Source organism: Streptomyces sp. NPDC001985 (assembly GCF_040296845.1).
In the GTDB taxonomy this organism is placed as follows: domain Bacteria; phylum Actinomycetota; class Actinomycetes; order Streptomycetales; family Streptomycetaceae; genus Streptomyces.
Genome location: NZ_JBEOYB010000061.1, coordinates 24150 through 50800 on the forward strand (window position 1 = coordinate 24150; position 26651 = coordinate 50800).

At 72.3% G+C, this 26651-nt stretch carries 26 protein-coding genes and 2 pseudogenes; 15 read left to right on the forward strand and 13 right to left on the reverse strand.

The annotated features are described in order from the left end of the window. Nucleotides 1-296 precede the first annotated feature (296 nt). Entirely contained in the window at nucleotides 297-1172 is an 876-nt protein-coding gene (locus tag ABT122_RS24935; RefSeq protein ID WP_351556437.1) for an NAD(P)-dependent oxidoreductase, read from the forward strand. Nucleotides 1173-1196: 24 nt separating this feature from the next. On the opposite strand, the pseudogene ABT122_RS24940 reads toward ABT122_RS24935, so the two are convergent. From ABT122_RS24940 to ABT122_RS24955, 4 genes and pseudogenes are all read right to left on the reverse strand, one after another. Continuing rightward, nucleotides 1197-2289, reverse strand: a pseudogene (locus tag ABT122_RS24940) (alpha/beta fold hydrolase). Between the two features lie 43 nt (nucleotides 2290-2332). After that, nucleotides 2333-2692 (reverse strand): hypothetical protein, encoded by a 360-nt coding sequence (locus tag ABT122_RS24945; protein WP_351556440.1) that lies wholly within the window; start codon nucleotides 2690-2692, stop codon nucleotides 2333-2335. 132 nt (nucleotides 2693-2824) lie between these two features. Further along, nucleotides 2825-3265, reverse strand: a pseudogene (locus tag ABT122_RS24950) (GNAT family N-acetyltransferase); the annotation flags it as partial. A gap of 21 nt (nucleotides 3266-3286) precedes the next feature. Then, nucleotides 3287-4651 (reverse strand): NsdA family TPR-like regulatory protein, encoded by a 1365-nt coding sequence (locus tag ABT122_RS24955; protein WP_351556370.1) that lies wholly within the window; start codon nucleotides 4649-4651, stop codon nucleotides 3287-3289. Between the two features lie 284 nt (nucleotides 4652-4935). Here ABT122_RS24955 and ABT122_RS24960 point away from each other — a divergent pair, with 284 nt between their 5' ends. From ABT122_RS24960 to ABT122_RS24975, 4 genes are all read left to right on the forward strand, one after another. Then, nucleotides 4936-5352 carry an ATP-binding protein gene (locus tag ABT122_RS24960; protein ID WP_351556373.1) on the forward strand — a complete coding sequence of 139 codons (417 nt, stop codon included), beginning with the start codon at nucleotides 4936-4938 and terminating at the stop codon, nucleotides 5350-5352. Then, nucleotides 5349-5567, forward strand: a complete 219-nt coding sequence (locus ABT122_RS24965; RefSeq protein WP_351556376.1) for a hypothetical protein — start codon at nucleotides 5349-5351, stop codon at nucleotides 5565-5567. The genes ABT122_RS24960 and ABT122_RS24965 overlap by 4 nt, the downstream gene beginning before the upstream one ends. Before the next feature lie 124 nt (nucleotides 5568-5691). Next, nucleotides 5692-5934, forward strand: coding sequence for a DUF397 domain-containing protein (locus ABT122_RS24970; protein WP_351556379.1), 243 nt, complete (start codon nucleotides 5692-5694; stop codon nucleotides 5932-5934). A gap of 69 nt (nucleotides 5935-6003) precedes the next feature. Further along, the gene (locus ABT122_RS24975) at nucleotides 6004-6450 is read left to right on the forward strand and encodes a hypothetical protein (protein ID WP_351556382.1); all 447 of its coding nucleotides are present in this window, start codon (nucleotides 6004-6006) and stop codon (nucleotides 6448-6450) included. A 23-nt stretch (nucleotides 6451-6473) separates the two neighbouring features. On the opposite strand, the gene ABT122_RS24980 is transcribed toward ABT122_RS24975, so the two are convergent. The 3 genes from ABT122_RS24980 to ABT122_RS24990 form a co-directional block, all read right to left on the reverse strand. After that, nucleotides 6474-6644, reverse strand: a complete 171-nt coding sequence (locus ABT122_RS24980; protein WP_351556385.1) for a hypothetical protein — start codon at nucleotides 6642-6644, stop codon at nucleotides 6474-6476. Between the two features lie 78 nt (nucleotides 6645-6722). Continuing rightward, nucleotides 6723-7190 (reverse strand): DUF7144 family membrane protein, encoded by a 468-nt coding sequence (locus ABT122_RS24985; protein ID WP_351556388.1) that lies wholly within the window; start codon nucleotides 7188-7190, stop codon nucleotides 6723-6725. A gap of 56 nt (nucleotides 7191-7246) precedes the next feature. Next, nucleotides 7247-8740: a hypothetical protein gene (locus ABT122_RS24990; RefSeq protein WP_502976199.1), complete on the reverse strand. Its 1494-nt coding sequence runs from the start codon at nucleotides 8738-8740 to the stop codon at nucleotides 7247-7249. Nucleotides 8741-8934: 194 nt separating this feature from the next. On the opposite strand from ABT122_RS24990, the gene ABT122_RS24995 reads away from it, so the two are divergent. The 3 genes from ABT122_RS24995 (at nucleotide 8935) to ABT122_RS25005 (ending at nucleotide 12484) form a co-directional block, all read left to right on the forward strand. Then, nucleotides 8935-10383, forward strand: a complete 1449-nt coding sequence (locus tag ABT122_RS24995) for a chloride channel protein (RefSeq protein WP_351556394.1) — start codon at nucleotides 8935-8937, stop codon at nucleotides 10381-10383. Nucleotides 10384-10425: 42 nt separating this feature from the next. Then, nucleotides 10426-11211 carry an aminoglycoside phosphotransferase family protein gene (locus ABT122_RS25000; protein ID WP_351556397.1) on the forward strand — a complete coding sequence of 262 codons (786 nt, stop codon included), beginning with the start codon at nucleotides 10426-10428 and terminating at the stop codon, nucleotides 11209-11211. Nucleotides 11212-11383: 172 nt separating this feature from the next. Next, the gene (locus ABT122_RS25005) at nucleotides 11384-12484 is read left to right on the forward strand and encodes a magnesium and cobalt transport protein CorA (RefSeq protein ID WP_351556442.1); all 1101 of its coding nucleotides are present in this window, start codon (nucleotides 11384-11386) and stop codon (nucleotides 12482-12484) included. 21 nt (nucleotides 12485-12505) lie between these two features. Here ABT122_RS25005 and ABT122_RS25010 read toward each other — a convergent pair whose 3' ends face one another. After that, nucleotides 12506-12712: a hypothetical protein gene (locus ABT122_RS25010; RefSeq protein WP_351556400.1), complete on the reverse strand. Its 207-nt coding sequence runs from the start codon at nucleotides 12710-12712 to the stop codon at nucleotides 12506-12508. Nucleotides 12713-12807: 95 nt separating this feature from the next. Between ABT122_RS25010 and ABT122_RS25015 the strand changes: the two genes are divergently transcribed. From ABT122_RS25015 to ABT122_RS25045, 7 genes are all read left to right on the forward strand, one after another. After that, the gene (locus ABT122_RS25015; protein WP_351556402.1) at nucleotides 12808-13095 is read left to right on the forward strand and encodes a hypothetical protein; all 288 of its coding nucleotides are present in this window, start codon (nucleotides 12808-12810) and stop codon (nucleotides 13093-13095) included. A 50-nt stretch (nucleotides 13096-13145) separates the two neighbouring features. Beyond that, a complete protein-coding gene (locus tag ABT122_RS25020; protein WP_351556445.1) occupies nucleotides 13146-13337 on the forward strand; it encodes a hypothetical protein in 192 nt (63 codons plus the stop codon). Between the two features lie 851 nt (nucleotides 13338-14188). After that, nucleotides 14189-14479, forward strand: coding sequence for a hypothetical protein (locus tag ABT122_RS25025; protein ID WP_351556405.1), 291 nt, complete (start codon nucleotides 14189-14191; stop codon nucleotides 14477-14479). An 83-nt stretch (nucleotides 14480-14562) separates the two neighbouring features. Beyond that, complete coding sequence (locus ABT122_RS25030) at nucleotides 14563-15366, forward strand: bestrophin-like domain (RefSeq protein ID WP_351556408.1); 804 nt, start codon at nucleotides 14563-14565, stop codon at nucleotides 15364-15366. Between the two features lie 245 nt (nucleotides 15367-15611). Further along, on the forward strand, nucleotides 15612-16763 hold the full coding sequence (locus ABT122_RS25035) for an LLM class flavin-dependent oxidoreductase (RefSeq protein WP_351556411.1): 1152 nt from the start codon (nucleotides 15612-15614) through the stop codon (nucleotides 16761-16763). Beyond that, entirely contained in the window at nucleotides 16760-17362 is a 603-nt protein-coding gene (locus ABT122_RS25040; RefSeq protein ID WP_351556414.1) for an FMN reductase, read from the forward strand. Before ABT122_RS25035 ends, ABT122_RS25040 begins: the two co-directional genes overlap by 4 nt. A 376-nt stretch (nucleotides 17363-17738) precedes the next feature. After that, complete coding sequence (locus tag ABT122_RS25045; protein ID WP_351556417.1) at nucleotides 17739-21059, forward strand: ATP-binding protein; 3321 nt, start codon at nucleotides 17739-17741, stop codon at nucleotides 21057-21059. An 85-nt stretch (nucleotides 21060-21144) separates the two neighbouring features. On the opposite strand, the gene ABT122_RS25050 is transcribed toward ABT122_RS25045, so the two are convergent. From ABT122_RS25050 to ABT122_RS25070, 5 genes are all read right to left on the reverse strand, one after another. Then, on the reverse strand, nucleotides 21145-22326 hold the full coding sequence (locus tag ABT122_RS25050; RefSeq protein ID WP_351556420.1) for a MerR family transcriptional regulator: 1182 nt from the start codon (nucleotides 22324-22326) through the stop codon (nucleotides 21145-21147). Between the two features lie 337 nt (nucleotides 22327-22663). Then, nucleotides 22664-23536 carry an ABC transporter permease gene (locus ABT122_RS25055; protein WP_351556423.1) on the reverse strand — a complete coding sequence of 291 codons (873 nt, stop codon included), beginning with the start codon at nucleotides 23534-23536 and terminating at the stop codon, nucleotides 22664-22666. Further along, nucleotides 23533-24498, reverse strand: coding sequence for an ATP-binding cassette domain-containing protein (locus tag ABT122_RS25060; protein WP_351556426.1), 966 nt, complete (start codon nucleotides 24496-24498; stop codon nucleotides 23533-23535). The genes ABT122_RS25055 and ABT122_RS25060 overlap by 4 nt, the downstream gene beginning before the upstream one ends. 144 nt (nucleotides 24499-24642) lie before the next feature. Next, nucleotides 24643-25173, reverse strand: a complete 531-nt coding sequence (locus ABT122_RS25065) for an NADPH-dependent FMN reductase (RefSeq protein ID WP_351556429.1) — start codon at nucleotides 25171-25173, stop codon at nucleotides 24643-24645. A 270-nt stretch (nucleotides 25174-25443) separates the two neighbouring features. Then, on the reverse strand, nucleotides 25444-26421 hold the full coding sequence (locus ABT122_RS25070) for a GlxA family transcriptional regulator (protein WP_351556432.1): 978 nt from the start codon (nucleotides 26419-26421) through the stop codon (nucleotides 25444-25446). Nucleotides 26422-26651 lie beyond the last annotated feature (230 nt).

Genomic DNA, 26651 nt, shown 5'->3' on the forward strand with positions numbered 1-26651 from the left:
GGGGGGTCGGGGTCCCCGGGGCTCGGGGGCTCGGAGCCTCGGGGGCTCGGAGCCTCGGGGGCTCGGAGCCTCGGGGCCGGGGTGGCGGGCGCGGGGCGGCGGGCCTCCGAGCCGGGGTGGCGCGGCCGGATATCTGTCCACACCCTGTGGACAACCCTCCCCCACTTCCACTAGAGCGATCGTTCCACACAGGTGCTAGAGTCATGCCCGCACCGCTAATTAGAGCGTTCGTTTTAGTCCTTGAGCTCGTGGAGGTCCTTGTGGAGAATCCTGCGCACACCCCGGCGGACGCCCCGGTGTCCGGCCCCCGGCAGCCCCTCACCCTCATCGGACTCGGCCCCATGGGCCGGGCCATGGCCGCCGTGCTGCTCGACCGGGGCCATGAGGTCACCCTCTGGAACCGCACCGCCTCGCGGGCGGACGAGCTGGTCGAGCGCGGCGCGGTCCGCGCGGCGAGCGTGGCGGACGCGCTCGCCGCGAACGAGCTGGTGATCCTGAGCCTCACCGACTACGACGCCATGTACGGACTCCTGGAGCCGGCGGCCGGGGCGCTGGCCGGACGGACGGTGGTCAACCTCAGCTCCGACACCCCGGAGAAGACCCGGGCGGGGGCCCGGTGGATCGCCGGGCACGGCGCCGTGATGATCGCGGGCGGCGTCAACTCCCCGCCGTCCGGGATCGGCCGGCCCGATTCGACCACCTTCTACAGCGGCCCGCGCGACGCCTTCGAACGCCACCGTCCCGCCCTGGAGTCGCTGACCCGCGCGGACCACCGGGGCGAGGACCCCGGACTCGCGGCGCTGATGTACCAGATCGGGATGGTGATGTTCTGGACCTCGATGCTGAGCTACTGGCAGGCCATCGCACTGGCCGGCGCGAACGGGCTGACGGCGGCGGATGTCCTGCCGCACGCCGAGGACACCATGGGCGGGATGCCCGCCTTCCTCCGCTTCTACGCGGAGCGGGTCGACGCGGGGAACCACGCCGGGGACGTGGACCGGCTGGCGATGGGCGCGGCGAGTGTGGAGCACGTCCTGGACACACTGGCGGACGCCGGGGTGGACAACGCCCTGACGGGCACCCTGCTGGAGGTGTTCCGGCGGGGGATGGCGGCCGGGCACGCCGAGGACAGCTTCTCCAGCCTGGTGGAGCTGCTGAGGAAGCCGTCCTGAGCGGGTCGTCGCCGCCGGTGCGGGTCAGCCGGCGCAGTGGGTGTCGCGGGCGGGCCGCTCGCCCGTGGTCAGGAAGCCGGTGACCGCACGGTCGGCGCAGGCGTTGCCCAGATTCAGACAGACCCCGTGCCCGCCCTGGCCGGCGGTGACGATCCGGGCCCAAGGAGCAGGGCGTGATGTTGACGGGCATCCCGCGCGTGAGGGGATGGCGCGCCCGGTCGGCGTCGACCTTCCGCTGGTGCGCCTCGACCGAGGCCGGCCGGCGGACGTCATTGCAGATGACGCCGATGAGGACGGCCGCCTGTTCCTGTGTCGACTCGCCGGCGAGCGCGGCGGGCGGCACCGGGGTGGCCGCCGGGTCCCGGGCGTCCCGGATCAGCCGCGCGAGCTAGGGCAAGGCGCGGTCGTTGAAGAGCCCGTCCTGCACGGCCAGCAGCAGCCGGTTGCCGCTGAGCGGCTTCCCCGGGGTCGTGGTCTCCCGCTGTGTCCGGTCCAGCCCGGAGGCGAGGCCGAGCACCAGGCCGCGTACGTCCTCCGGACGGCCGGCGAGCCCGAGCCCCTCCCGGTCGCGCGCCGGGTCGGCGGCCCAGCGGGCGAAGTCCGGGAAGCGGTCCTCGGCGCCGGGGGCGAAGTTCGCCGGCCGGCCCCGTTCCACCCGGCGCGGGTCGGGGTCCCCGGAGCTGTCCAGGACCCAGCGGTCGGTGCGGTGCGGGTGCTTCTGCGCGTACAGGGCGCCGATGTACGAGCCGCAGGAGTTCCCCCGGGCCGAGAGCTTCTCCGCCCCGAGGGCCCGCCGGAACCGCTCGATGTCCCGGACCTCGTTGGCGGAGGTGAAGCTGAGCAGTTCGTCGCCGCCGTCGCGCGGACATGCCTCGGCGGTGCGCCGGGCCCGTGCGGCGTTCTCGGAGATGTCCCCGTCCGCGCCGGGGAAGGGCCGCGGCGCGAGCAGGTCCCGGACCTCGCCGGGGAGCCCGCACCGGGCCGTGGTGCTCCTCCCGACGCCTCGGGTCCAGGCTCACGATGTCGTACGCCCCGCCCAACTCCTGTCGCAGGGCGGCCCCCTCTGCCCCAGCCGCTGCACCCCCGACCCGCCGGGACCCCCGGGCAGCACGAGCAGCGTCCCGCGCCGCGCCCCGGGGTACCCCCGGGGGCCCGTGCCGCTAGCTCCGCTCGATCGCCTCGAAGATGTCCGAGTCGGTCTCCCGCTGCCAGTCGGGAAGCTCCGGCCAGTCCGCGACGTACCCCGGCTTCGGGTCCTCGAAGTGCCGGTACATCTGCGCGATCCAGCAGGTCGCGACAAACCGTCCCTTCTGCTCCCGCGACAGCCTCCCCGCGTGCCCACCGCTGACCTCGACGAACTGCCGCACCTGCTCGTACACGGCACCGGCGGCCTCGCGCTCCCACTCCGGTGTGTCCTCCCAGGGGGTCACGTACCCGGGTTTCGGCTCCCCGGGGAAGTGCCGGTGCACACCGGCGATCCATGCTTCACGAAAAAGCCGCGCGCCCTCTGACTGCTGCACCCTCTGCTCCCCTTCGCGTCCTTCCAGATGACGGTCCCACTCTTCACGCAGAATCCCGTAGACGATCGAGTCACGCCACTGTCCACGCACATTTACGTGCCCGCGAATCCTTCCCTCTTCCGTAAAGCCCATGGCCAGGAGCGTGCTCCGCGCCATGGAGTTTCGCGGAGATCGCGCAGCCCAGACCCGATGAAGATCCAGCCCATCGAAGGCGAGCGTCAATAGCAAACCGCCCATCTCCCTGCCTCGCCCTGCACCCCATGCATCCTCACGAAGCGCGCCACCAATGGTGGCTGCACGCTGCTGATGCGGATCAAGCGCAAGACGAGCAACTCCAATAAGGGCTTCACTCCCATGCTCAACCACACCCAGCACATACTCCTGCCGTGGGGCAGCAGCTGCCGAAGCGATGGAGGCCTCAAGAATGCCCTCCACTTCCTGCCGTGAGCGGACGGTGAAACTCAGATGCTCCGTCGTTGCCGCACTCCCATAGATCATCTGCAGATCGCCCAGATCATCTGCGGACAGTTCACGGAGTGCGACACGGCGTCCTTCCGACGCAATGGGATACATGACCGTCACCTCCTGATTTCCTTAATGTTCTGGCCCCAGAGCGGCATGGCTCCCGAACTCCGCGATTTCCTCACGCAACTCCCTTGCGGCAACTGCATCACGGCACAGCCCGCGCCTGAGTGAGTCCTGCACCCGCTTCACCGAACCGACGACGCCGGCAATCCTGTGACTGGTGGGAAGATCGAGCACCGGGCGAATCGCCTCAGCCGCCCCTTCCAGATCACCCACCTGGAGTCGAGCGAGGGTCAGAGCACACTGCGATCCTGCTGCGGCCCCAAATCCCGAGTAGCCCTCGCTGGCTTCCGCCAGACCTTGCACCGCAGCCTCTGCACGTCGCACGGCACCTGTTCCACCGTCCCCGAGTAGCACGCTCGCCTCTACGCTGAAGTAGTCCTGCCTTGCCTGAGGAAAGTAAAATGTTCCCCCAAGCGAATCCAGATCATCCAGAGATGTACTGGCGCGCAAATCCTGTGCTCGACGGTTGGCCCTGTGGACGGTCTCAGCATCCCCCAGAAGAGCTGCGGCACGCGCCTCCTGGGAGGCAAGCCACACCATAAGAGTGCCGCGGAGGCCCTCGCCGACCGATGCACCCAACTGGGCATAGTGCAATGCGTCATAGGGACGCTCGTCCCAGTACGAGATCGCGGCCTGAAGACCTCGAACCCAGGCCCTCATCGTCTGATGTTCGGCTTGATCCGCGCATACCGCTGCGGCCCGGGCCTGCATCATCGCCGACTGGGGATCGGCGAGATCGTGACCAGCTTTTGCCAGCATCGCGGACTGGAATGAGGCGAGCAAGTAGAGGTCTCGGACCTGTGATGGTCTGACCCGCCCGCTCTCCAGAAGACGAAAAGTCGAGTTCTGGATATAGGCGAGGTCATCCAGGACGGCCCCCACAGGAACTCTGAGATGGATGGAAGCAAGGCGGCGCACCTCACTCCACAGGTGATCCAACGTCTCTTGCCCGACCTCGCCGTGCTCTGCCCCCATAGCAAAATCCATGGCACGCCGTGCGACCATCACTACCTGCCTTCCCAGTCGGCCAACGTCCTCACCTCGACCAGCGCAGGAATCATTGATCGATGCACCGAATTCGAAGTATCCACTGAACCCAGAGGGGCCAGCGGAGGGCGATGGAGCATCGGAGAGGAGTTGCGCAGAGGGCCGCTCAAAAAGGTGCGCCAAAACCCTTCGCGCATCATTCTGCGGAGTCACCTTCCCGAAGTACCAGCGCTCAAATGTGCTCTCCGAGAGCGTGAGCGTGGCCAGAGCGCCTTCACCACTCTCTTGAGCCAGGCTGCGGGCAGCCAGACGAAACTGGTGAGCGAAGGAGCGGTAGTTGTTCCAGCCCTGCTGGTCAATCAAGACCCGGAGAAGAGTGGCCATCGTTCCCCCTGTCCAGTGTTCAGGCACGATGTAACGACCCTAGGGCCACATCGGCCCGAAGGGGGCCGCCGGGCGGTGATTCGCAGAGTATGACTCAACTGTGACGCCACTCTGCCCAAACTGCCGCATCAACTGCGCAGATATGCGGACGTTCTGACGGTGGATCTGAACCGAGCTCGTTGCAAAGATCGCCTGCATGCGACTCGGCTCTGCCAGTCCACAATTCTGTGACCACGAGACCCCACCTGTGCCAAGCCAGAAGCGGCTTGGCCAGCGGAGGAGCCATGGCGTCCGCCTCAGAAGCCCAATTGGTCCGCAGCCTGAACCTCTGTCTGGCCGTGGAGCCCGCGGAGATCAGCGGAATTCGCCATACCGTCATACAGAGGCTTCTGCAGTGGAACCTCGCAGCTCTGTCCGATGACGTGACCCTGGTCGTCAGCGAGCTGCTGGCCAACGTCCAAGAGCATGCGGAGGGGATCTGCGAGCTGCATGTCCAACTCGCCGATCAGCTACTGGTGGTGAGCGTCACTGACACCGTCACGGCCACGCCGGCCTTGAGGCGGCCTTCAGGTATCGCCGAGGCAGGACGCGGGCTGCTTCTCGTCGACGCGCTCACCGACCACTGGGAGACCACCCTCACCGCCACCGGCAAGGTCATCACCTGCACCTTCAGCACCCCCGAACGGGGGGTCTCCCCATGACCGCCGCCATGGCGAACAGCGGGCGCGCTTGGGTGCGGGGCATGTGCTGGCTCTACTGCCGCCGCACCGGCATCCCGGTGCTCTGGATCGGGCCCGCCACGACCGAGGGCCTGCACGCCCCCATATACGGCTGCGCCCCCTGCGTCGCCGAGCTGGAACACATGATCTGGCAGCACTTCACCGCCGGGAACAGCCTCCGCGCTCCCGCCTCCTGAGGCCGGGGCTCCGGACACACAGCCCCCGTCCCGGCCCTCGCTCCCCGCTTTCCGACGGCCGGGGCGGGCTCACCCGCACCACCACACGGAGACAGCGTCTCCACGCACCTGGAGGGACACCCCCATGCACGGCATCTACAGCGTTCCCGTCGAAGAGACCCGGTTCGAGAACTTCTGCGGCGGCAACCTCGGCGGCGAGCACGAGACCTGCGTCGAGATCGCCACGATCCCCGGATTCGCCGCCGGGTTCGCCGTCCGCGACAGCAAGCCCGAGGGCGCCGGCCACGAACTGCGCTTCACCGCCGACGAACTCGACACCTTCGCCCTCGGCTGGGCCAAGCGCCAAGGGCTCACCCTCGGGGCCTGACCTTTGCCCCGGCAGGGCCGCATCCCTTGCGAGGGCACGGCCCTGCCCCACCCCCGGAAAGGCTGAGCGTTGAACTGGTCAGGCCACTGGCACGGATACGGCCCCTGGACCGGCTCCCGGGACACCTACGCGCAGGAGGCCCTGCGGCGCCCCGGCAGCCACCCCGAAGACCCGCACACCCGTGCCTTCATCGCCTCTCCCCTGCCCCCGATGCAGACCGGTCACTGGCTTCTGCGCACCGGCCAGACCACCCCCGACCGCACCTGGTCCGCACTTTCGCAGGCCCTCGCCTGGCTGGCGGAGATCCACGCCGCGCACCCGCCCCACGGGCGCTACCCCGGGGTCGACATCAAGCTCGCCCACGCCCGGGACGCCCTCCCGCGCGGCACCGATGTCGTCTGGGTCCACTACACCCGGACCCAGCACCTCGTCTCCCTCTCCGTGGTGTGCTGCCCCCAGCGCTTCCATCCGGGCATCCCGTGCCCCGGGGCACCCGTGTGCCCGGGTGCTTCGTGAAGGCGCCGGACAGCCCCGTCCGCTCACAGCTCCGCCCGCAGCGTCAGCGCATGCTCCGCCGGCCACCGCGCATTCCCGCTCGGGTCCCTCGTGCCCGCGTCCTCCGCGAAGAGCGCGGCACCGCACGCGACCAGGCCACCGGCATCGGCCCGTACGGCCGGGCGGACGACGATCCCGTCCCCGTGATCAGTCATACCCACGACGCCGACCCGGGGCACTGACACCGACCCGGGCCGCACGGGCCCGGGTCGGTGTCGGTGTGGAGCCGGCGGTCAGATCAGGTCGCTGCGGCCCTGCCCCTCCGGGTGGTAGGCCGAGAGCGCCCAGATGATGAACACATCGATCGCGATCATGATCACCGACCAGATGGGCAGATACGGCAGGAACAGGAACTGCGCGATCAGGCTGATCGACGCGAAGAAGATGCCCGCGTACCGGCCCCAGGCCATGTTCTTCAAGATCCCGTAGCCGACGACCACCAGACACACCCCGAGAATGAGGTGAATCCAGCCCCACCCGGTGAGGTTGATCCGGTAGACGTACTCGCCCACCCGGCCGTAGACATCGTCCGTGCCGATCGCCGCGATGCCCTGGAGGATCGCGAGCACCCCGTTGCAGAGCAACAGGATTCCCGCGAAGACGACCCCTCCCACCGCCCAGCCGCTGTTGTGGCCCGTCTCCGGGCCCCGCGAGGCCTTCGGTGGCGGAGTCCCGGCCGGCTGCTGTGATGCGTGGCTCATGGGACCTCCCTTCCTTGACCCGTGCGCCCAACGCGGACGGGACATGGATTCGAGCGTCAGTCCGCGCCCCTCCCGCCGCCATCCGGATACGGCCGTTCGGGTGAATTCCCGGATTCCGCGGATCGCACAGAATCCGGTGTATCCGGTGTATCCGGGGATTCACCGGATACACCGCCCTCCGCCGCCAGGAAGTCCACCACCGCCACCGCGATGACCAGCGCCAGCGCCAGCCCCACCACCACCCACCCCGTGGGGTGGCTCCACAGCAGATACGCGAGGACCGCGCCCGCCACCAGCACCCACACCACCCAGCGCCGCCACCGCCGCAGCCACGGCCCCACGGGGCCGGTGCGCAGACCCGCGCGGTCGGCCACACCCCGTACGGCGACGATTCCGGAGCGCCACAGTCCGCGTACCCGCACGGCGTGCCGGCCGGGGCCCGTGAGCCAGGCCGCGAGGGCCAGCACCACACCGAGGGTGACCACCATCCGTACCGTGGCCCGCAGAAAGCGGACGAATGTGTCGTAGACCGCCTCGGCGGCCGGCTGCGAGACACCGGACGGGAGGCGGTCGAGATAGATCCCCCGGAAGGCCGTCAGGGCCAGTCCCAGCAGCGCGGTGGCGAAGGCGGCACCGAGCGCGGCGGCCACCACGGCACGGCGGCGGCGGACCGCGAGGAGTACGCCCGCGACGAGGAGCAGCAGGGCCAGTACGGGGAGCCAGACGCCGGCGAGCTGGAGCAGCCGGAAGCCCGTCCTGAGTTCGCCGATGTCGTCGGAGCGCGCGACCACGAACGAGGTGTGGACCTCGGGGATCTTCCCGGCGACCGTGAGTCCGTCCGCCACCAGACGCTGCTTCACCTGGTCGACGACCGGCCCGAGATCGATCTCCACCGCGTTGTCGGTCAGCCTGACCGCACCCCCGCCGCTGCCGGTCAGCGCCTTGTCCACGGTGTCGTGCGCCCTGCGGTTGGCCTCGGTCCACAGACGCCGGAAGGTGTCGGACGACACCACCGCCTCCGCCTTGTCGTGGACGAAGCTCCTCAGCGCGCTCTCCAGCGCGTCCCCCGCCCGCCCCAGCGCCTTGGCCAGGCGCGGCCGGTCCGCCGGGGCCACTCCCTCCAGGAGGGAGGTGAGGTCGATGTGGTCCATGACGGCGTCGGTGGCCCGGTCCGCCGCCGCCGCGCGGACATCGGGGTCCGAGGCGAGCGGGGCGACCGTGGCGACATAGCGGTCGGTGTCGCCGACCTCCTCGGCGGTCCAGACGGCGACCGCGCTCAGCGGCGCCAGCACACAGCCGATGACGATCAGCAGGGCCGAGAGGAAGGAGCGCACCCGGTGGTGCCGCCGGTCCGGCGCCGTCCGGCTCTCCAGCGCGGCGACCCGCGCCCGGAGCCCGTCCAACTCGTCCCCGCCGCCCCCGTTGTGCGGGCCTCCGGCTCCGGGGCCCGACGCGTCCGCCGGACCTCGCGGCCCGTTCGGTCCGTTCGGCCCGTGCGAACCCTGTGGCCGGTGTGGCCCGTGCGGCCCGTTCGGTGCGTCCGACGCCATCGCCATGCGTCCAGCCAAAGCGGGACGGGCCCGGGCGGCGAGCCACGGGCGGCATACGGGTGGCATCCGGGCGGGCCCGCCCCGCCCGGCTCACCCGTTCGGGCCCGCCCCCGCGCACTCCGGCCGCCGCTCACCTTGCATGAAGGCATGCGTACACCGGGTGCCCGCGGAACGACCCCGCCACGGGGTCCCGTATGAGCGCCACGGACGACGGAGCGGAGCCAAGCGGACCGAACACACCGAACAGTCCAAACACACCAAACACACCGGACACACCGGGCGCGCCCGGCGCGACAGGCCCGCCGGACACCCGGACCACGAAGGCCGCCGGCACCGCCGGCACCCCCACCGCCCCGGCGGAGACCTCCCTCAGCGACACCCTCCGCAGCCGCGGCTACGCCCGTCTCCTCCTGCTCTCCGCCCTCCTCGGCATCCCCATCGCCCTCGCCTGCTTCTTCTTCGTCAGCCTCCAGCACACCTTCCAGCACGGCGTCTGGCACTCCCTCCCCCGCGCCGCCGGCTACGACCAGCCCCCCTGGTGGTGGCCCCTCCCCGCGCTGCTGCTGGCCGGGCTGCTGCTCGCCCCGGTCGTCACCCGGCTCCCGGGCGGCGGCGGGCATGTGCCCGTACAGGGGCTCGGCGGCCCCCCGCTGGGGCCGAGCGCGCTGCCCGGGGTGGTGTTCGCGGCGCTCGCGACCCTCCCGCTGGGGGTGGTCCTCGGGCCCGAGGCACCGCTGATGGCGCTCGGCAGCGGGCTGGCCCTGCTCGCCGTGCGCCCCGCGCGGCGCGCCGCCGACCCCCGGGCGGCCATGGTCCTCGGCACCACGGGGTCGACCACCGCCATCTCCACCATCCTCGGCGGCCCGCTGGTCGCCGCCGTGATGATCGTGGAGGCCGCCGGGCTCGCCGGGCCGCGGCTCGCCCTGTTGCTGCTGCCCTGCCTGCTGGCCAGCGGTGTCGGCGCGCTGGTCTTCACCGGCTTCGGCGAGTGGACGGGCCTGTCCATCGGCGCCCTCGAACTCCCTTCCGTACCCCCGAACGTCAACCCCGACGCGGGCGACTTCCTGTGGGGTGTCCCCGCCGCCGTACTGATCGCCGTGGTCGTGAGCACCGCCCACCGGCTCGGCCATCTGACCGCCGGCTGGGCGGAGCGCGGCGGCAGAGCCCTCCGCACGGTCGCCGCCGCCTGCGCCGTCGGCGTCGCCATCGCCGCGTACGCCCTGATCACCGGGCGCTCCCCGGCCGAGGCCGCGCTCTCCGGGCAGGCGACGCTGGGCACGCTCGCGGCCGATCCGCACGCCTGGCCGGTCGCCGCGCTGATCGCGCTGGTGATCTGCAAAGGTCTCGCCTGGGGGATCTGTCTGGGCTCGCTGCGCGGCGGTCCGATCTTCCCCGCGGTGCTGCTGGGCGCGGCGGCCGGAGTGGCGTGCGCGGGGCTGCCGGGGCTCGGCGCCGCCCCCGCCCTCGCACTCGGGATGGCCACGGCAGCGGCGGTGGTGACCCGTCTTCCGGTCACCAGCTCGGTCCTCACCGTCCTGCTGATGGGCCAGGACGCCCACAGCCAGATGCCACTGATCGTCATCTGCGCGGTGATCGGCTTTATCATCTCCCAACTCCTGGAGCGAAAGCATCTGAACGGGTGATGATGGGGAGGTTTACCAACAGCGAACAGCAAAGGGGTGGGGATGGACGATCGCGAAGTCCTGTCCGGCGGGGTCAACGAGGTCCTGCGGATCGGTGCGCGGGTGCGCCGGCCCACCGGCCCGTGGTCCCCGCTCGTCCACGGTCTGCTCCGGCACATCCGGGAGCAGGGCTTCACCGCGGCGCCCGCCGTCCACGAGGTGACCGGCGACGGGTACGAGATCCTGGACTTTCTGCCGGGCGAGGTCAGCGACTATCCGCCGACCCCCGCCGCCGCCTCCCGGGCGGCGCTGGAGAGTGCGGCTCGGCTGCTGCGCGCGTACCACGACAGCACGGTCGGCTACGCCCGGCGCGACCACGCCACGGGGTGGATGCTGCCCGCCCGCGCGCCCGTCGAGGTCATCTGCCACGGCGACTACGCGCCCCACAACTGTGTGCTGGACGGCACCCGGGTCACCGGGATCATCGACTTCGACGCCGCCCACCCCGGCCCCCGGCTGTGGGACATCGCGTACGCCGTCCACCGCTGGGCCCCGCTCACCGCGCCCGGCAACCCGGACGGCTTCGGCACGGCGCGGGAGCAGGCGCTCCGGGCCCGGCTCTTCTGCGACCGCTACGGGCTCGACGGCGCGGGACGGCACCGTCTGGTGGACACCGTCGCCGAACGGCTGCGCGCCCTGGTGGAGTTCACGCGCGCGCGGGCGGCGGAGGGGAACGCGGCCTTCGCCCGGCACATCGCCGAGGGGCACGATCGCCAGTATCTGGCGGACGCGGCCCATGTGATCGACCGGCGGGCGGAGTTCGAGCGGTACCTCCTCGACGACCGCTGAGCCGCGCACGGCCGCGCACAGCCGCGGACCGGCCCCGGACCGGCCCCGCACCGCCCCGCGCACCGGCCGCGCCAGGCCGGCGGCGGGTGGATGTCCGGCCCCGGAAGACCACCGTCCGCGCCCCGGCGGTGTCACACTGACGCACGGTCCGCCGAAGGAGCCGCCCGTGCCGATGATCCACAAGCTGCGCCGAGTGATGCGCCGCGCCCACCGCCCCACCGTCGATCTCAGCCACCCGGCCCGCTCCCCGCTCGGCAGCACGGTCGTCAACTGCGTGGTGTACGAGGACGGGGTGCGGCAGCCCTGCGGCGACAGCGCGGAGGACGCCCTGCGCCGAGTGCGGGGGCGCGGCAGGGGGTTCGTGTGGATCGGCCTCCACGAGCCGACCGAGCTCCAGTTCGCCGTCTTCGCCGAGCTGTTCGGACTGCACCCGCTGGCGGTCGAGGACGCCGTGCAGGCGCACCAGCGCCCGAAGGTGCAGCGGTACGGGCAGGGCAGGGGCGGGGTCCTGTTCACCGTCCTCAAGACCTGCCGCTATGTCGGACACGAGTACCAGCAGTTCACCCCGGAGAGCGAGGTGGTGGACACCAGCGAGCTGATGATCTTCACCGGGGCCGACTTCGTGATCACCATCCGGCACGGCCGGCACGGCTCGCTCGGGCCGCTGCGCGAAGCCCTGGAGGACGACCCGGACCAGCTCGCCAAGGGCCCGGCCGCCGTGCTGCACGCCATCGCCGACCAGGTCGTGGACGACTATCTCGCCGTCGCCGACGCCGTCCGCCACGATGTGGACGATGTGGAGAGCGCGGTCTTCAGCGAGCACGCGCGCCAGGCGGACGCGGGCCGGATCTATCTGCTCAAGCGGGAGTTGCTGGAGCTGAAACGGGCCGTGGCGCCCCTGGAGCGGCCGATGTGGTCACTGGCCACCGCGCCCCAGCCGCCGGTCGGTCCCGACATCCAGCCGTACTTCCGCGATGTGGTCGACCATCTCGCCCGGCTGAGTGAGCAGATAGGCGGGTACCAATCCCTCCTGGACTCGATCCTCCAGGCCCATCTGGCACAGGTGACCGTCGCCCAGAACGAGGACATGCGGAAGATCACGGCGTGGGCCGCGATCGTCGCCGTGCCGACCATGGTCTGCGGTGTCTACGGAATGAACTTCGACCATATGCCGGAGCTGCGCTGGACCTATGGATATCCGCTGGTCATCGGCGTCATGGTGACGGCCTGCGTGGCGATCCACCGCAGTTTCCGCCGCAACGGCTGGCTCTGAACGGCCCATCTCCCGCGCCCTCTAAAGGAGGGTCACGAAGAGGCCGAGCGTCAGCAGCGCGACCAGGCAGCCGTAGAGCGCGAGGGTGAGGGAGCGCGCCTCGTCGGAGGGGTCGGTCCGCCCCGCGCTGGACAGACGCAGCGCGGAGGTGGCGACGAGCAGCAGCGCGACGGCCGAGAAGGCCGCGACCAAGGGGAACGGGAAGGCCGAGAGCAGGGATTCGATCACTCGGCGACCGTCTCACGGCCCCTGGATCGCCGCACCCCGGTGTACTCCGTCCCGGTGCGCGGCTTACCGTGGACGGACGACAACGGGAGGCAGCCATGGACGCCACGCTCAAGACGAGCATCGGTGGCGAACTGGTCGAACTCCCGGGCACGATCGCCGCGATCCGTGCCGCGATCCGCGCCGTCATGAGCGCGGACCGCGCGGCGGACTTCGAGCGGGAGATCGAGCATCTGCCCGTCGCCGATCTGCCCTCGGCCCTGGTCCGCTGGGCGCTGGCGGTCACCCCCGCCGACGCGGAGGACACCGAGCTGTTCGACCGGCTCGCCCGTGGCGAGAACATCGGCGCCGTCCCGGCCGACACCGCCGGGCCGGGGGTGGCGTGAACCGCTGCCGCATCCAGTACGCACCACCGGCCGACCACTCGCGCCACGCCATGGGCACCGCCCTGAGGGCCCGCTTCGACGCGGCGATGCACCATCTCGCGGCGGCCCCGTACGGACACGGCTCGACGCCCATCAAGGGGGACCACGACCGCCGGGAGGCGACGGTGGCGGGGGTGGTGGTGCGCTACTACGTGAGCGCCACCGTTCTGACGGTGTCGGTCGTCCGGGTCGTCTACGTCTGAGCCGTCCCCGAGGCGCGCGTCCCGCCTCGCTCGGCGCGGCTGCGGGCTGCGGGCTGCGGGCTGCGGGCTGCGGGCTGCGGGCTGCGGGCTGCTGATCATCCCGGAGATTTCCGGTCACATTCCGAACGAACCGACCGGGGCGGTACCGACGGGCGCGTGCCGGGGGCGAGTTGGCGTCGTCGCAGGCCAACGCCTTTACCTCCCCACTCCGGAGTCATGGAATCAGACAAGCGTCTTATTCACCTCTTCGGGTGATAGTTGACCTCCGTGCGCCGCCTGCGTCCTACCGTGCGAATGTGGCGGGATTTGAGCAGCTGAGCGCACTGGGAGTCGCGGCGGTCCTGGGGTCGCACGGAGTGGGGTGGTCCGCCCCCTCGGCGGGGGTCCCGGAGAGACCGGTCCGTCCGGCGGTGTCGGCGCCCGTGCCGGGCGGCGGTGGAGAGGCACGGACCGGCGGCCGTCCCGCGGAACCGTTCCCCTTCACGGTGTCGACGTATGTGTCGGTGCCCGGGACGGTGTGCGCCTCGGCCTCCGTCGCCGTCCAGGGGCCGCGGCCGGTGTCCGTGGACGTGTCCGTGTCGGTCCAGGTGCTGCGGCACTGTCCGCCCCCGACCACCCCGCCCCCCTGCCCGACCCCGACCCCGACTCCGACACCCACTCCCACGCCCACGCCGACTCCAACCCCGACACCGACACCGACACCAACGCCGACGCCGACGCCCACACCGACTCCCACGCCCACAGCCACACCAACCCCGACTCCGACGCCCACACCCACACCCACACCCACGTCGGCCTCGCCATCGCCCTCCGCCCCGGCCACCTCCCCCGCGCCCGCCCCCGAGGTGTCGGTGTCCCCGGCGGTGCCCGAGCAGGCCGCGCAGACCCCGGCCGCCGTCCCGCCGTCCCCGGCACCGAGCACCACCAGGGCGTCCCGGGCCACCACCGCGCCCTCCGCCGGCCCGGCACCCGCCCCGGCGCCCACGGCACCGGCGCCCCAGCGGGTCGAACCCGCACGGAACCGCGCTCCGGTAGCCGGACCCGAGACCGAGGGGTTCCCCCTGGTCGTCCTGGTCCTGGTCACCACGGTCCCGGCCGTCCTCGCCGCCGCCCTCCTGCGCCCCCGGCGCCGGCGCGGCTGAGCACGGCCCTCCGTACCGCCCGTCACCCGAGCACGCGTACACACGCACGATCCGAGCCGTACAGAGCAGACACGGAGATCACCATGTCCGAATGGCTGGTCCTGGCCATCGTGATGGCCGCCGCATGCGCCGTCGTACTCACCGTCGTCCTCCTCAGCCAGCGCAGACGCGCGGCGGACCCTGCGGGGGACGGGGACGACGACTCCGAGAGGGAGGCCCGCGAGGTCGAGATCCCCGATGTCCTGGAGTACATGACGATGATGGTCGGCGTGGTCTACGCCATCGTCCTCGGCCTCGCCATCGCGGGCGTGTGGGAGGCGCGCAGCGCCGCGCAGGACGATGTGCGGCGGGAGGCCCAGGCCCTCCACGAGGTCACCCAGCGCGCCGAGGTCTACCCGCCCGCGGTGCGGGAGCGGCTCCGCCAGGACATCGACACCTATGTGTCCCATGTCGTGGAGAAGGAGTGGCCGAGGATGGTGGACGGCCGGGAGCTGCCCGAGCGGGGCACGCGGCTGATCCAGGAGCTGCGGAAGGACTTCTCCCGGCGCGCGCCCGCGAACGAGCTGGAGGCCCATGCCTATCAGCCCGTCCTCGATCAGCTCGCCGTCGTCGACGACGCCCGCAACGCCCGCGCCGAGAGCGCGGGGTCGACCCTGCCGGCGGTGGTGTGGTTCGGGCTGTTCATCGGGGCCCTGGTGACCGTGGGCCTGATCTTCACCATGCGCATGGGGCGCAGCTTCCGCGAGCTGCTGCTCGCCGGGCTGTTCAGTGCGCTGATCGCGTTCCTGCTCTTCCTGGTCTGGGACTTCGACGCCCCCTTCGGGCGGTCGGGCTCGGACTCCGCCGATGCCTTCCGCCGGCTCTTCCCCGGCGCCGCCGGGCCCTGACCCCTGTCCCGTGGTGGCCGCCCCGGCCGGGCCCGCCACCGCCCGCCCGGCCCCGGCCCGGGGAGCGGCTTCCGGCGGCCCGGCGGCGCCCGGATCGGGGGCGGCGGCGCCGGGCTGTGAGGCCGGGGTGCTGCTCCGACCAGCGCGGACGGGGTGTGGAACAGCCAGAGGAATAGCCAGAAGAGGTCTCCCGTTGTAGGGTTTGGTTCAACATTCAACCAATCTGACATCGAGAGGTGAGCCTCATGCAGTTCGGCATCTTCACCGTCGGCGACGTCACCACCGACCCGACCAACGGGCGCACGCCGAGCGAGCACGAGCGGATCAAGGCGACGGTCGCCATCGCGCGCAAGGCGGAGGAGGTCGGCCTGGACGTCTTCGCGACCGGGGAGCACCACAACCCGCCGTTCGTGCCCTCGTCCCCCACGACCCTCCTCGGGCACATCGCCGCCCGCACCGAGAACCTGATCCTGTCCACCTCCACCACCCTCATCACCACCAATGACCCGGTGAAGATCGCCGAGGACTACGCCTACCTCCAGCACCTGGCGGACGGACGGGTGGACCTGATGATGGGCCGGGGCAACACCGGGCCGGTCTATCCGTGGTTCGGCCAGGACATCCGTCAGGGCATACCGCTGGCGATCGAGAACTACGCCCTGCTCCACAAGCTGTGGCGGGAGGACGTGGTGGACTGGGAGGGCAAGTTCCGCACGCCGCTCCAGTCCTTCACCGCGACGCCGCGCCCGCTGGACGGCGTACCGCCGTTCGTCTGGCACGGCTCGATCCGCTCCCCGGAGATCGCGGAGCAGGCCGCGTACTACGGTGACGGCTTTTTCCACAACAACATCTTCTGGCCCATGTCCCACACCAAGAAGATGGTCGAGCTGTACCGGAAGCGGTACGCGCACTACGGCCACGGCACCCCCGAACAGGCGATCGTCGGTCTCGGCGGCCAGGTGTTCATGCACAGGAACTCCCAGGAGGCGGTCAGGCGGTTCCGTCCCTACTTCGACAACGCGCCGGTGTACGGACACGGGCCCTCGCTGGAGGACTTCACCCAGCAGACCCCGCTGACCGTGGGCACCCCGCAGCAGGTCATCGAGCGGACCCTCGGGTTCCGCGAGGCGGTGGGCGACTACCAGCGGCAGCTGTTCCTGGTGGATCACGCGGGTCTGCCGCTCACGACGGTGCTGGAGCAGCTCGACATCCTCGGCGAGGAGGTCATCCCGGTGCTGCGCAAGGAGTTCGCCGCACTCCGGCCGGCCGGAGTGCCGGAGTCCGCACCGCTCCACCCGGCGGTCACCGCCGCCCGCACGGCGCCGAACGCCGAGCGGAACACCGTACCGACCGCCGAGCGGAACACCGTACCGACCGCAGAGGGGGCGTCCCGATGACCGCACGGAAACTGGTGGCCGTCTCCGCCGGTCTGAGCGTGCCGTCGTCGACCCGTCTGCTGGCCGACCGGCTCACCGAGTCGGTACGGAGCACTCTCGCGGCGGACGGCACGGACGTCGAGGTCCGCGTCGTCGAGCTGCGGGAGCTGGCGGTGCCCATCGCCAACCACCTGGTGACCGGGTTCCCTTCGCCGGAGCTGAGCGAGGCCATCGAGGCGGTGACGGAGGCCGACGGGCTGATCGCGGTCACCCCGGTCTTCACCGCCTCGTACAGCGGGCTCTTCAAGTTCTTCTTCGACCTGATCGAGCCGGAGGCGCTGACCGGGAAGCCGGTGCTGATCGGCGCGACCGGTGGCACGGCCCGGCACTCGCTGGTGCTGGAGCACGCGCTGCGACCGCTCTTCGCCTATCTGCGGGCGATCGTCGCCCCGACGGCGGTCTACGCGGCGTCGGAGGACTGGGGCGGCACGGGCGACGCGCTCACCGACACCCTGCCGGTGCGCATCCGCCGGGCGGGCGAGCAGTTCGCGCGGCTGGTGGCGGCGGAGGCGGCGGAGCGGGGGCCGGTGGACGACGTGCCGGTGCTGTCGTTCCCGTGATCCTCCGGAACCGGGTGCCCGGGAGTTGCCGGGCACCCGGGGGCTCCTGGGCGGGGGCTCCGGTCGGGGACTCCCGGGCGGTGACTCCCAGTCGGGAGGCTCCTGGTCGGGGGCTGAGCGCGAGGGGCTGAGCGCGAGGGCCCGGGTGCCGGGGGCCTGAACGCCGCGGGCCTGAACGCCGCGGGCCTGAACGCCGCGGGCCTGAGCGCCGGGGAGAGGTCCCGGGTGCCGGGGGCTCCCGGGTGCCGGAGGTCCGCCGGTGGAGGCCGGGAGACCGCTCCGACCAGCCGTTTCCTCGCCCGTCCCGGCCGGGGCGGCACGGACCGCGCGCATTCTCCCGTGCGCGTTGTCAGTGCCGCCTCCTAAGGTTTCGGGCATGAGCCCTGTACTCATCGGTCGTGACCACCCCGCGGGTGTCCTCCGGGCGGAGATAGTCCGCGCGGCGGAGAGCCATGGCGGTCTGGTGCTCGTCACCGGCGAGGCCGGGATCGGCAAGACCGTGCTGGTCACCGACGGGGCGGACGAGGCGCGCCGGCGCGGGGCGCTGGTGCTGGGCGGCTCCTGCTGGGATTCCGACAGCGCCCCGGGCTACTGGCCGTGGGTGCAGGTGGTGCGCGGTCTGCGGCGCGGCATCGGCGAGGAGGAGTGGGCCGAGGCGGAGCGCGCGGCCGGCGGGCGGCTCGGGATGCTGCTCGGCGAGGACCCGGGCCCGGTCCGCGAGGCGGCCGAGGGCTTCCCGCTGTACGACGCGGTGACCACGGCCCTGGTCACCGCCTCCCAGCGACGGCCGGTGGCCGTCGTCCTGGAGGACCTCCACTGGGCGGACCCCGCCTCGCTCCGGCTCCTCGAATTCGCCGCCCAGCACGCGTGGTTCGAGCGGCTGCTGCTGATCGGCACCTACCGGGACGTCGAGGTGGAGGCCGCCGACCACCCTCTCCAGAAGCTGATCCTGCCGCTGGCGGCGCGGGCCGCCGCCACCGTCACCCTCACCGGCCTGGGGCGGGACGAGGTGGGGGCGCTGATGGCGCTCACCGGCGGGGTCGAGCCCGAACCCGCCCTGGTGGACGAGGTGCACCGGCACACCGGCGGCAACCCCTTCTTCGTGGAGCAGACCGTCCGCGCCTGGCGCGGCGGCAGCCCGGTGACCACCGTCGCGCCGGGGGTGCGCGAGGCGGTGCGGCAGCGGCTGGCGCTGCTGCCGGATGAGGTGAGCCGGCTGCTGGAGACGGCGGCCGTGCTGGGCCACGCGTTCCACCGCCAGGTGCTCGCGGCGACGGCCGCCGTGCCCGTGCCCCACGCGGACCGGCTGATGGAGCGCGCGGTGGCGGCCCGGCTGGTCACCGTGGAGCCGGACGGCCGGTTCGCCTTCGCCCACGACCTCGTCCGCGAGACCCTCTACGGCGAGCTGGACGAGGCCCGGCGGCGCCGGCTGCACGCCGCCGTCGTCCGCGCCCTGGACGGCGCCCCGGCGCTCAGCGAGAAGACCCACTCCGCCGATCTCGCCGGACACGCCTATCTCGCCGGCGAGGAGGTGGAGCGGGATCAGCGGGTCGATCTGCTGACGGCGGCGGCCCGGCACGCCGCGGGCCGGCTGGCGAGCGAGGAGGCCGAGGGCCACTACCGGCGGGCGATGGAGACGGCGGGGGACGACCGGCGCCGGATCGCGCTGATCTCCCTCGAACTGGGCAGTGTCTTCTGGCAGCGGGACGCCGCCGAGGAGGCCCGCGCCTCCTTCGACCACGCCGTGGAGCTGGCCCACGGGCTCCGCGACCCCACCCTGCTGGCCCGGGTGGCGATCACCCTCCACCAGTACGGCCTCACCCACGACGAGGACACCCGGAACAGCACCCTGCTGCGGGACGCGCACCGCGCGCTCATCGGGTCCGCCGGGGAGGACCCGACAGATCTGTCGTCCGAACGGATCGCCCAGGACCTGGCGGTGCGGACCACGGCCCTGGCCCGCAGCGGCGCCGACGACGACGCGCTGGCGTTCTCCCTCTGGGCACGGCACGACACCATCTGGGGGCTGGGCACCAGCGAGGAGCGGCTCGCCCTCACCGAAGAGGTGATCACTGTCGCCCGCCGCTCCGGGAACACGGACCTGGAGCTGCACGCGGGCTCGATGCGCTGGGTGACCCTGCTGGAGCTGGGCGATCCGCGCTTCCGTGACCAGCTCCGCACCTTCGGCAGGCTCGCCGAGCGCTCCGGGCTGCGCCGCCACGAGCTGGCGAAATCCGTCGACAACTCGCTGGTCGCCACCCTCAGCGGCCGGTTCGACGAGGGCACCGAACTGCTCTCCCAGGTGACGGACCTCGGCCTCGGGCAGGCGCCCTACCACTATGTGGCCTCCCATATGCGGTGGGCGCAGCTGATGCTCCAGGGCCGGTTCGCCGAGGCACGGGAGCAGGTGAAGGAGGCGCATCCCTATCCGGAGCTGCTGGCGGGGGTGACGGCGGCCGAGACCGGCGACACCGCTCTCGCCCTGCTCCACGCGGACGGGATCGCGGCCCTGCGGGAGCCGCTGCCCCGGGCGTTCCAGCCGCTGGCGCTGCGGATGCGGGCCCAGGCGGCGGCGGTGTCGGGCGACAGGGCGAGGATCGAGGAGGCCAGGGCGGCGCTGGCGCCGTACCGGGGGCAGTGGGTGGTGTCGCTGTGGGGGTGCGACATCAGCGGTCCCGTCGACCTCTGGCTGGGGCTGCTGGATGCGGCGCGCGGCGACCGGGAGGCCGCGGTGGCGGAGCTGACGGCGGCCCGCGAGTCGGCGGACCGGCTCCGGGCGCGGCCGTGGTCGGTCCGGGCGCGGGCGGCGCTGCTGGAGCTGCTGGGCCCGGAGGCCCGTGCCACTGCGGCCGGGGCGGCCGGGGGCCGGGGTCTCGCCGAGGGGGTGCGGCGGGACGCGGAGGAGCTGGGGCTCACCCATCTGCTGCCCGCCCCGGCGGCCGGCGCCGAAGGGCCGGCGCGGTCCCGTCCGGATGCCGGGGGAGGGTCCCGGGGCGGAGCCGGTCACGGGGGCGGGTTCCCGGGCCGGTCGGGCCACGGGGGCGGGTTCTTGGACCGGACGGGTCACGGGGGCGCGGCCGGAGCACCGCAGGCGGCCCTGTCCGGCGGGGCGCCCGGCGCGGAGGGTCCCGGGCGGGAGAAGGAGACCTCCCGGCCCCGGTTCCGGCGGGAGGGAGCCGTCTGGGAGCTCTCCTTCGACGGGCTCTCCGTCCATGTGCCCGACGCCAAGGGGCTGCGGGACCTGCACACCCTCCTGGCGCACCCGGGGGACGACCTCGCGGCCGTCTCCCTGCTCGCCCCCGAGGCCGGTGCGGTGGTGATCGCCGCTCGCGGCCTGGGCGGCGATCCGGTGCTGGACGACGAGGCCAAGCTCCGCTACCGGCTCCGTCTGGAGCGGCTGGACGAGGAGATCGACCGGGCCGCCGTCCTCGGCGACACCCGCAGGGCGGAGGAGTTCACCCGTGAGCGGGCGGCGCTGCTGGACGAGTTGCGCACGGCCGCCGGCCTCGGCGGGCGCACGCGGCGGCTGGGGGACGAGGCCGAGCGGGCCCGTAAGACGGTCACCGCGCGCATCCGCGACAGCCTGCGGAAGCTCGCGAAGCTCCACCCGCCCCTCGCCGCGCATCTGCGGGAGTCGGTGACGACCGGGGCGCACTGCTCCTACCGCCCGCCGAAGCCGGTGGAGTGGCGGCTCTGACCACGGCGCCCCGGGCCGGGCGGTGGATTTCCGACCACGGCGCCCCGGCACCGGCGGTGAACGCGGAAGCGGGGTCAGGGCCCGGTCAGCGGATGCCGGGCCCGGGGCCCAGGGCCTTCTGCTTCCTCGCCGCCCCGGAATCCACCGCCGCCGTCTCCTCCAGGGCGACGACATCGGCGACCACACAGGCGATGTTGTCCGGCGCGCCGGCCCGGTGGGCGAGGGCGATCAGGGCGGTGACGGTCTCCTCGGGGTCGGCGACCGTGGTGAGCGCCTCCCGGATCAGCGCCTCCGGCACGGCGTTGAACAGCCCGTCCGAGCAGAGCAGATACCGGTCGCCGGCCCGGGCCTCGCGCAGCCGCAGATCGGGGCGGGCGGTCTCCTCATCGCCGGTCAGGGCCCTCAGCAGCAGGGTGCGCTGCGGATGCGAGGCCGCCTCCTCCACCGTCAGCGAGCCCTCGTCGATCATCCGCTGCACCACGGTGTGGTCATGGGTGATCCGGGACAGCTCCCCGTCGCGGAGCAACTGGGCGCGGCTGTCACCGATATGGACGAGCGCCAGCCGGGAGCCGCTCCGGACCAGCGCGGTCAGGGTCGTACCGGATTCGGCGAGTCCGCTCACGGCGGCGTTGGCCCGGTGGACGGCGTCCTCCAGGGAGTTGAGCAGATCCCCGGCCCGCAGCGGGCGGCTCGGGCCGTCCGGACCGGGGCCGGGTCCTTCCGGCCCCTCCAGCCCTTCGATGTTCCTGAGCGCGTCGATCGCCGCGGCGCTGGCGAGGGCGCCCTCGCCGCCGAACCCGTCGGCGACGGCGAGCAGGCCCGGGGTGGCGTGGGCGGCGTCCTGATCGGTGGGGCGCACGGCCCCCCGGTCGGTGCGGGCGGCATAGCGGATTCCCAGAGACGTCATGGTGACGGTGTCCTTCCCCGATGGCTGAACGAGCTGATCGGCGAGGAAGAGCGCCAGGTCCCGGCGGGCGGAGGTCTCCGCCTCCACCCGGGCCCAGTAGGCCCGGATCGCCTGCGCGGCGGCGGCCGGGTCCGTGCCGTGGAGATCACAGACCTCCTGGATACGGACGAGCGGCATCCCGATCCGCCGCAGCCATGCCACCAGCCGGGCCCGGTCCAGCTGGGAGCGGTTGTAGTAGCGGTAGCCGGTGAACTGATCGACGCGCGCCGGCGGCAGCAGCCCCAGGTCGTCGTAGCGGCGCAGCGCCTTCGCCGACAGCCGGGACTCCCGGGCGAACGCGCCGATGGTGAGCCGGTCCATGGTTCCTCCCTCGCACCGGGCGGCGGGCCCGGCGGAATCGATGCTGGCCCTTCCCCGGGGGAGAAGGTCAACCGCACCGGCCGGACGGGCCCCCACCAGCCGCACCGCACGCAACCGCACGACCGGCCCGCGCCGGCCGCACCAGCACCAGCACCAGCACCAGCACCAGCACCAGCACCAGCACCAGCACCAGCCGCACCGGACGTCCGGTCCGCGCCGGCCGGCCACCGGGGAGGGGGCGGCGGGGACCACGGCGGCGGACGCTCTCCCGGCCGAGTGGGGAAGAACCCGGCCGGGAGAGCGTCCGCCGCCTGCCCGTGTCCCCCGTGCGCGGGGGTCACTTGCGGTTGTAGAGCCGCATCGTCAGAAAACCGAAGACGATCACGAAGAACGCCGACCACCCCAGGGACCAGGCGATATCGGCGGCCGGCCACTCGCCGGCCATCAGCTCCCGCACACCGGTGGCGACATGGGTCACCGGGCTGTTGTTCACGAACGCCTGGAGCCAGCCGGGCATCGTCTTCGGGTCGACGAAGACATTGCTCAGGAACGTCAGCGGGAAGATCACCATCATGCTGACGCCCATCACGGACTTCTCGCTGCGCAGCAGCAGCCCGAACATCGTCCAGACCCAGGAGAAGGCGAAGGCGAAGACCAGCAGCAGCGCCACCCCGAGCACCACGCCCAGCGGCCCGCCGTCCGGCCGGTATCCGATGATCATGCCGACGGTCAGCATCACCGCGGACGCTATGACATAGCGCACGACATCGCCGAGGAGATAGCCCACCATCGGCGCGGGCCGCCAGATCGGCAGCGTGCGGAAGCGGTCGAAGACGCCCTTGGTGATATCGGTGTTGACCGCGATGCCCGTGTACATCGTGATCATCACCACGCTCATGGTGAGGATGCCGGGCAGCAGGAACTGGATGTACTCCGAGGTGGAGCCGGCCAGCGCACCTCCGAAGAGGTAGGTGTACATCAGCACCAGCATGATCGGGAAGGCCGTCACATCGAAGAGCTGATCGGGCACATGCTTGATCTTGAGCATGGTCCGCCAGCCGAAGGTGAGCGACGCGGAGAGCGCGCTGGGCTTCGCCGGCTTCTCCTTGCTGACCAGCAGCGCGGCGAGATCCTCCGCCCTCGGGGCATCGAGCAGCAGATCGTCGGCGCTCTTGTCCTGGGCGGACTTGGTGGTGGTCGCGGTGCTCATGCCGCCCCCTTCTTGTCGGTCAGGGCGAGGAAGACCTCGTCCAGGCTGGGCTGGCCCAGGGAGAAGTTGTCCACGGTGATTCCGGTGCGGGCCAGCTCGCCGAGCGCCCGCCCCGCCTGCTCGGCCGCGCTCTGGTCACCGCCGCCGTTGACCCGGGCCGTCAGCGCGACCGGGTCGGGGTCGAGCAGCACCTCGGAGCCGAGGGTCAGGGCCAGCACGCGCTGGGCCTCGGGCCGCTGCGCGGCGTCCCGCAGCCGCAGATGGACCGCGCCGGCCCCGACGGACGCCTTCAGCTCGCCCTTGGTGCCCTCCGCGATGACCCGGCCGTGGTCGATCACGGCGATCCGGGACGCCAGCTGGTCGGCCTCGTCGAGGTACTGCGTGGTCAGCAGGACGGTCGTGCCGTGGGCGACGACGGCGCGGACGATGTCCCAGACCTGGTTGCGGCTGCGCGGGTCGAGACCGGTGGTCGGCTCGTCGAGAAAGAGCACATCGGGCGTGTTGAGGATGGAGGCGGCGATGTCGATACGGCGGCGCATGCCGCCCGAGTAGTTCTTCACCTGGCGCCCGGCGGCCTCGGTCAGCCCGAAGGCGTCGAGAAGCTGGGCGGCCCGCGCGCGGGCGGCGGACCTGGAGTGGCCGAGGAGCCTGCCGAGCAGGATGAGGTTCTCGGTGCCGGTGAGGTCCTCGTCCACCGAGGCGTACTGCCCGGTGAGGCTGACCCGGGCGCGGACGGCGTCCGCGTCCTTCCGGACGTCCTTGCCGAAGATCCGGGCGCTGCCCCCGTCGGGGCGCAGCAGGGTGGCGAGCATTTTCACGGTGGTGGTCTTCCCCGCGCCGTTCGGCCCGAGGACGCCGTAGACGGTGCCGGCGGGGACGGCGAGATCGACGCCGTCGACGGCCCGGTTCTCACCGAAGATCTTCACCAGACCCTCGGCCTCAATTGCCAGTTCTGTACTCATTGACGAGAAATTTCCTTCGAATGGATCTTCGATTGGACGTCTTGGTTCTGTCGACTCGAACGGGCGGCGGAACTCATCGCCGACCGGGAGACCGATCCCGGATCTCCCGGACCTCCCGGACCTCCCGGACCAGGAGGTCCCGGGCTAGCAGACATAGGGCCGCGCCGCGCGGGCCTCCCGCAGCGCCAGCCCCCACCACCCGAGCTGGTCGAGCATGCGGTGCAGAGCGCGCTCCCGCTCCTCCCACCCCGCGCCGAGGAGGTCGATACCGACCACGTTACGCAGGGTCACGGTGTGCAGCTCGGTGAAGACCGAGCGCAGCTGCTCGACCGCGTACAGCCCGCAGGAACCGTGGCCGTAGCTGACGAAGGCGACCGCTTTGCCGCGCCACTCGTCATAGGCGAAGTCGATGGCCTGTTTGAGAGAGGCGGGGAAGGAACGATTGTACTCGGGGGTGACGACGACAAAGCCGTCAGCGGCGGCGATCAACGCCGCGAAGTCGGCCGCCGGGCCGGTCGTGCGGTCGGGGTAGCGGGCGGGGAAGTCGAAGTCGAGCAGATCGATCACCGACAGCTCCAGATCGGTGCGGTCACCGGCCCGCCCGGTGACCCAGCGGCCGATCTCCTCACCGGCGCGGCCCTCCCTCGTACTGCCGATGATGACGGCGACTCGCAACGGAGAGTGATCATCCGGCGGACAGTCCCGCCCGTCCTGACTGTCCTGACTGTCCTGACTGTCCTGACCGTGCCGCCCGTGCCGCCCGTCCCGCTTCCGCACGTGTGCCCTCCCTCTGCTCGGCGGCCCGGCTCCGGTGGCGCCCGTTCCGCGCCGTCACGGAGAAGGCGCGAGACGGCGTCGCGCGCTCGCGAGATCCGATCTCGCGAGCGCGCGACCGCAGGGCCGCGCGACCGGAAGGCCCGCGCGGCGCCGTCTCGCGGTGAGGGTCTACCGGCCCGTGTCCCCGCCGGACGCCCGGTGGGCCGCGCGGTGGGCCACCCGATGGGCACGAGGGGTCAGGCCGGTCAGCGCGCGGAAGTGGTGGCGCAGCCGGGCCGGTGAGCCGAAGCCGGTGCGGGCGGCGATCAGCTCCACGGGCTCGTCGGTCTCCTCCAGCAGCCGGCGCGCCCGCTGGAGGCGCGCGTCCAGCAGATACCTGCGCGGTGTGACACCGGTGCGGGCCCGGAAGCGCCGGCCCAGGCTGCTGACGCTGATCCCCGCGTGGCCGGCCATGTCGGCCGGGGTCAGGGGGAGGTGGAGCCGCTCCCGTACCCACCTCAGGGTCGGTTCCAGACCCCCGTTGTCGGCGAGTTCCCGGGCGATGCCCTCGTGGACACTGTCGGCGGCGGGGTGCAGCGGCGTGATGAGCTGCCGGGCGGTTTCCCGGGACACGCGCGGGCCGTGGTCCAGGGCGAGCAGACGCAGACAGACGTCCACCCCGCCGAAGATCCCCGCCGAGGTGAGGAACGGGCCGTCCGCGACGACCGTGCCCTCCGGGTCCACCTCGACACGGGGATGGCGCCGGGCCAGTTCGGCGGTGTGGCGCCAGCCCGTGGTGGCACGGCGGCCGTCGAGGAGGCCGGTGGCGGCGAGGGTGAAGGCGCCGGTCCCGACGGCGGCGATCCGGCTGCCGCGCGCGGCGGCCGCGCGGACCGCGTCGAGCACGGCGGCCGGCGGCTCCTCCCGGTGGCGGTCGTGGCCGGTGAGGACGACGGCGCCGGCGCCGATGAGCCCGTCCGTCCCCCAGGGGGCGGTGATACGGAGCGGTACCGGCCCGCCGGTGGCGGTGAACCCCGGACCGGCGCAGACGCGGACCTCGTAGCGGGCCCGGCGGTGGGTCCGGGCGGCGGCGTCGAACACGAGACCCGGGGCGGTCAGCTGATGTCCGGGGGCTCCGTCGAGGGCGAGAACGGCGATCACCGGCATGGACCGAACCTACCTTCCGGGTGTCCCGGACGGACCTCTGCGGGCCGCGTACGGGAGTCGGCGCCGGTACGGAGCCGGGGGTACAGAGCACGGGGGCGGTACAGAGCACGGGGGCGGTACGGAGCCGGGGGGGGGCGGCACCGGAGCGGGAGCGGCACCGGGAGCGGGCGGTGCGCGGTGCGCGGGCGGCGGGCGGTCGGCGAACGGCGGGCGGTGCGCGGGCGGCGGGC